Source organism: Streptomyces lonarensis (assembly GCF_012033735.1).
GTDB lineage: Bacteria > Actinomycetota > Actinomycetes > Streptomycetales > Streptomycetaceae > Streptomyces > Streptomyces lonarensis.
Window position 1 is genome coordinate 1 of record NZ_JAAVJD010000328.1, and the last position, 4,603, is coordinate 4,603.

The window sequence follows — 4,603 nt, forward strand, 5'->3', positions numbered from 1 at the left end:
CCCGCGGCCGCCCCGGGAGCACCGCGCCCCGGCAGCCGACGAGCTGCGGGCGCACCGCTCCGACGCGGCGCCCCGGCGCGGCCGGACTGCGCCGCCCGAGGCTTCGGCACACCCCCGTGACGCGGCGGAGCCCGGCGCCGCACGGCGGCGGCAGCCGCAACCCAAGGTGCCGGACGCCCGACCGCCCGAGCCCGGCTCCCACGGCCCGGGGGCTCCCGCACCTGCGAACCCGGCGCCCGCGAGTCCCGCGCCGGGGAGCCACGTACCTGCGAACCCCGCGCCCGCCGGCTCTCCTGCCGAGGCGGCGACCCCCGCGGATGTCGGGCCGTCGGCAGGGCGGCAGGGTGGGCCCCGCCGGGGCGAGGGGAGGGTGCGCGCGGGTTCCCCGGTCGCCGGGCTCAGCCACACCCACCTGATGTCGCTGCTCGGCGCCTGGGCGCTCAGCGCCTGCTCACCGGCGGAGACGGCCTCGGTGGAGCACCACCTCAACGACTGCGCGGCATGCGCGGAGGAGGGGTTGCGGCTACGGGACGCGGTGACCCTCATGGAGCCGCAACGCACCCTGGATCTCGACGAGTCGCTGCGGACCCGCGTCCTGGAGACCTGTCTCGCCCGCCGGCCGGCCCGGCTGCCGGTGCCCCGCTGGGCCGCGCCGTTCGAGGCGGAGACCGCGCGGCTCGACTACCTGTTGAACGACCTGGTCGAGGAGGAGTGGCGGCGGCCCGTGCGGCTGCGCTGGTACGCGGGCGACAGCCCCGTGGGGTGCGCCACCACCGTGGCGGGGGTGCTGGACCACCTGACCGCCGTGGACGGGCTCCTCTGCCCCGAGCTGGGCCTGCCTGATCCACTGGGCCGGGACGCGGCGGGCGGCGCACCGCAGGAACGCACGGACCTGCGGTGGCGGCTCACGGCGGCCGAGCGGGAGCGGCAGCCGCGCGGCGCGTGGGGCCCGTGGCGCGACCAGGGCCGGGCGATGGTGGTGGCGGCGGCCCGGCTGCCGTCCGACGCGGACATCCGGGTGGCGTACCGGACGCCCGAGGACTTCGGCGGCGGCGCGGTGCCGCTGCCGGACGCTTTCCTGGACCGCGCCTTCGCCTGCTGGGTGCACGCCTGCGACATAGCGGAGGCGGTGGACTACCCGTACGGGCCGCCGTCCGGTGACCACCTGCGGCCGCTGGTCGACCTGGCGGCGCGGAGACTCACCGTCTCGCTGGCGGCGCGCCGCCGGGCCGGCCTGACCAGTTCGGCGCCGGTGCTGGCGCCGGTGGGCGCACCGGGCCGTACCGTGCACCTCCAGATCCTGGGCGACGGCGGCGGCGACTGGCTGGTGCCGCTCGACTCGCCGACGGCGGTGACCTCGCGGGAGGCGGTGGTCGCCCGGCTGGTGCTGACCGCTCCGGGGTTCTGCCGGCTGGCGGCGGGCCGGCTCCCGCTGGAGGAGGCGGCGGCGGGGGCGGACGGCGACCAGCGCGCCGTCCGCGATGTGCTGTTCGCGACCGCGGGACTCTCCCGGCTCTGACCGGCCGGTGCTTCGGTGTCGGCGGCGTCGGTTCGGCCAGTCGGTCGGTCAGCCGGTCAGCCGGTCAGCCGGTCAGTCGAAGACGACGGTGCGGCTGCCGTTGAGCAGGACCCGCCGCTCGCTGTGCCACTTCACCGCGCGCGCCAGCGCCTGGCACTCCACGTCGCGGCCGACCGCGACCAGCTGCGCGGGGGAGAGTTCGTGGCCGACGCGCTCGACCTCCTGCTCGATGATCGGGCCCTCGTCCAGCTCCGCGGTGACGTAGTGCGCGGTGGCGCCGATGAGCTTCACGCCCCGGGCGTGCGCCTGGTGGTAGGGCTTGGCGCCCTTGAAGCTCGGCAGGAAGGAGTGGTGGATGTTGATGATGCGGCCCGCCAACTGCTTGCAGAGGTCGTCCGAAACCACCTGCATGTACCGGGCGAGCACCACCAGTTCGACCTCCTGCTCCGCCACGATGCGCAGCAGCTCCGCCTCCGCCGCCTCCTTGGTGTCGGCGGTCACCGGGATGTGGTGGAACGGGACGCCGTAGGAGGCGGTGAGTTCCTCGAAGTCCCGGTGGTTGGAGACCACGGCGGCGATCTCGACCGGCAGCGCGCCGATCCGGGTGCGGAACAGCAGGTCGTTGAGGCAGTGCCCGAACTTGCTGACCATGACGACGATCCGCATCCGCCGGTCGGCGTCGCCCAGCTGCCAGTCCATCGCGAAGGAGTCGCCGACGGCGGCGAAGCTGGCCCGCAGCTTCTCCGGCGAGACGGGCTTCTCGGCGGAGAAGTGCACCCGCATGAAGAACAGGCCCGTCCCGGGGTCCTTGAACTGCTGGCTGTCCTCGATGTTGCAGCCGGTCATAAACAGGTAGCTGGACACGGCGTGCACGATGCCGGGACGGTCCGGGCAGGACAGCGTCAGCACGTACTGATCGGCGGTCGCCGGCCGATCGTCGGGGAGCGAGGGCGTCATACCCCCATACCCTGGCACACGCGGAGCGCCTGCCCGGCATGTGGACAGCGCCCGATGGCCGTCCTCGGCCGCCCGCCCGTTCGCCGATCGCCCGACCGGCGGGCGGCCGGGCGACCGGCAGGGGCGCTCAGCCGACCTGCTGCGCCGCCACCAGCTGGTGGAGAGTGCCGGGGCGGGCGTCGGGGTCGTCGCCGTCCGCGGTGGCCAGCAGGACGTGCGCCTCGCGGGCGGCCGCGACGGCCTCCGTCCAGTCCGGGTGCCGCAGGTACTCGCTGACCGGGGCGTCGGGGCCGACCTGGTGCAGGATGCGCAGGACGCGCAGCACCGCCGCGTCGACAGCCGCGGCCTCACGGGCGTCGCGGAAGATGGCGCCGACGTAGCGGTCGGCCGACCAGTTGTCGAGCCAGGTGTCCTCGACCAGCCGGTACACGGCGTCGGTGATGTCCCCGTACCCGGGCGCTCCGGCCAGCCAGCACTCCTGGTGGAAGACGGGGTCCGAGAGCATGTGGAGCGCGGAGCGCACATTGGCGCGCCAGCGCCACCAGGGCATGTCGTTGAGCGGCATGTCGCCCATGGTGGAGGACCGACGGGCACGACGGGAAGAGCTTTCCGAGGCTTGCACGGAATCGATCGTACGTGCGCGGCCCGTCGGCCGTTCCCGAGCACCGATCGTTCCCGAGCACCGACCGTTGCCCAGCACCGGTGGCACGGGCGAGGACGCCCGGGCCACCGCCCGGCGGCGACCCCGCAGCCTCCGGCACCGCCGGGAGACGTCGCCGGCGCGTGGCCTGTGTCGGGGGCCGGTCGGCGCGCCGGGGCCGGAGCACGGCCCGGCGGGCCGCGGCGCGGTCAGAGCTCGGTCGGTTCGCGCTCCGGCAGACCGTGCTCGCGCGCGATGGGGTTCCAGAGCTCGGCGGCCCGCTCCTTGGACCCGCTCGCCTCGCCGCTGGCGCGGGCGGCCTGCTGGTAGTTGTCGGTGTGCCGGGCCGAGCCGCCGCGGCACATCCGGCGGCGGTCCTCGCGCACCTCGCGCGCCCAGTCCGCGAACCGGTCGTCCGCCTCGGCGGAGGACTGCCAGGCCGCGCGGAGCGCGGAGGTCAGCTCGGTGTGCGCGGGCAGCGCCTCCAGCGTCAGCTCGTCCAGCCGCTCCACCAGGCCCCGCCGCTGCTCCCCGGCGGCGCTCAGCTCCCGCCGGGCGTGGCGGATGCCGTCGCACTCCTGCACGGCGGCGACGGCCTCGACCACGGCCTCACGGCTCTCGCCGCTCTCGGCGAGCAGGCCGGAGAGCTCGGCCGCCTGCTCGGCTTCGAGCGCCCGCTGCGCCTCGGCGGCCGCCGCTGCCTCGGCCTCTGCCTCTGCTTCGGCGGCCCGCGCGGCCTCGACGTCGGCGCCGTCGGCCTCCTCGGGCGCTCCGCCGGGCGGGCCCGAGCCGTCCACATCCTGCTGCTGCTCGCCGCTGCCACCGGAGTCACCGCCGGTGAGGGCGGCGCCGACGGCCAGTCCGACGACGGCGCAGAGGGTCACGACGATGGCGCCGAGGACCACCGGGCTCAGCTGGGTGCGTCCGCCGCCTGCGGGGCGGCGCCGGCCACCGCGCGCGGGTCCGGCGGCCCGTTGCCGCCCGGGCGGGGCGGCTTCCTCCTCCTGGAAGAACGACATGAAGTCGGCGTTCATCGCGGGAAGTTGCCGGGTGTCCCCGGGGCCGCCCCCGGCGTCCGGGCCGCCCGGGACGCCGGCGGGCGGTGGCGCGCCCGCCGTGATCGGCGGGATGTACTGGGTCGCGGCCTCGTCGGGGTGGCCGGCCCCGGGCACCGGGGCGCCGGCGACGATCGGGGGGATGAGCTGGGTTGCGGCCTCGTCCGGGTGGCCGGGGGCCCCGCCCGGCCCGCCGTAGCCGGCGCCGGCGGCGCCGATCGGCGGGATCAGTTGAGTGGCCCCCTCGTCCGGATGGCCGGCCGACCCGGCGGTGCCGCCGGCCGGGAACGGGCCCGCCCCGGGCAGGATCGGCGGGATCAGCTGGGTGGCGCCCTCGTCCGGGTGGCTGCCGTCCGCGGGGGCGGCGGGCGGCAGCGACGCGGCGGGCAGGGCGGGGGCAGCACCGCCCGCCTTGCGGCCCCGGCCCTGACG

4 protein-coding genes are annotated in these 4,603 nt (G+C 76.7%); 1 reads left to right on the plus strand and 3 read right to left on the minus strand.

Annotated features, from left to right (window positions below; translation table 11 throughout):
• Positions 1 to 370: 370 nt before the first annotated feature.
• Positions 371 to 1,519 (plus strand): zf-HC2 domain-containing protein, encoded by a 1,149-nt coding sequence (locus HCN56_RS23835; RefSeq protein WP_167974457.1) that lies wholly within the window; start codon positions 371 to 373, stop codon positions 1,517 to 1,519.
• A 72-nt stretch (positions 1,520 to 1,591) separates the two neighbouring features.
• Here the strand turns inward: HCN56_RS23835 and purU are convergent, their stop codons facing one another.
• The 3 genes from purU to HCN56_RS23850 form a co-directional block, all read right to left on the minus strand.
• Positions 1,592 to 2,476, minus strand: a complete 885-nt coding sequence (gene purU, locus HCN56_RS23840; RefSeq protein ID WP_167974458.1) for a formyltetrahydrofolate deformylase — start codon at positions 2,474 to 2,476, stop codon at positions 1,592 to 1,594.
• 127 nt (positions 2,477 to 2,603) lie between these two features.
• The gene (locus HCN56_RS23845) at positions 2,604 to 3,050 is read right to left on the minus strand and encodes an SCO4402 family protein (protein WP_167974462.1); all 447 of its coding nucleotides are present in this window, start codon (positions 3,048 to 3,050) and stop codon (positions 2,604 to 2,606) included.
• Between the two features lie 275 nt (positions 3,051 to 3,325).
• Positions 3,326 to 4,603, minus strand: a 1,278-nt coding sequence (locus tag HCN56_RS23850; RefSeq protein ID WP_167974460.1) for a hypothetical protein, incomplete at its 5' end; no start/stop codon positions are given.

Coding starts and splice junctions, on each gene's coding strand:
- purU (WP_167974458.1), bottom strand. CDS start 2,476: ATGACGCCCTCGCTCCCCGACGATCGGCCGGCGACCGCCGATCAGTAC.
- HCN56_RS23845 (WP_167974462.1), bottom strand. CDS start 3,050: ATGGGCGACATGCCGCTCAACGACATGCCCTGGTGGCGCTGGCGCGCC.